The 561-nt window shown below is 55.8% G+C and carries 1 protein-coding gene (running past one end of the window); it reads right to left on the reverse strand.

Going from position 1 to position 561, the window contains the following annotated elements; translation table 11 throughout:
* On the reverse strand, positions 1–498 hold the 5' portion of the coding sequence (locus H7C19_RS33405) for a glycoside hydrolase family 38 N-terminal domain-containing protein (protein ID WP_446681766.1). It extends 63 nt beyond the left edge of the window; the window shows 498 of its 561 coding nt (coding positions 1–498); its start codon is at positions 496–498; its stop codon lies off the left edge, out of view.
* Positions 499–561 lie beyond the last annotated feature (63 nt).

Here is a 561-nt window from a genome sequence, read left to right on the forward strand (position 1 = left end):
GATGCGCGCTTCAATTTGCTCCATCAGCTGCGGATAGTCCCGCTCCAAATCTTCGTAGAGCTGCGGCTGCGTCACCATGAACACGTATTCGGGAAACTGCTCCATCAGACGAAGCACCGTGGAAAACGATCTTGCCGCTTTTTCGCGCGTATGCTTGAGCGTCCACAGCCAGGCGACATCGATATGCGTAGAGCCGATGCATCGCACGGTAACGGCACTCTGTTTCGGAATCGACGCAAGCTCTTGCTTCAGTTTTCCATTGGCCTCTTTCACGCTCGCATAGAAACGGGTACTTCCAGGCGTGCGCCAATCGATCCATTGAAAGGCGCGATCGAGCGCCTTAAGCAAGCTGCGGCTTTCCCAGCTGTTCTCATCCAGCACCTGGATCGTCTGCGAGACGGCCAACGAGGTGAAATACAAGTCGTCGGTATCCGGTTCTAGAAGCGCGAGTGCGGAACAGCGAATCTCGTGCTCCAGCTCGCTCTTATCCGGTGTCATGCCGTTCAGGCCGGTCCACACTTTGAATAAGAGATCAACCTTTTGCCCGGCGGTTTCCGGCGG

This window comes from Cohnella nanjingensis (assembly GCF_014212125.1).
GTDB lineage: Bacteria > Bacillota > Bacilli > Paenibacillales > Paenibacillaceae > Cohnella > Cohnella nanjingensis.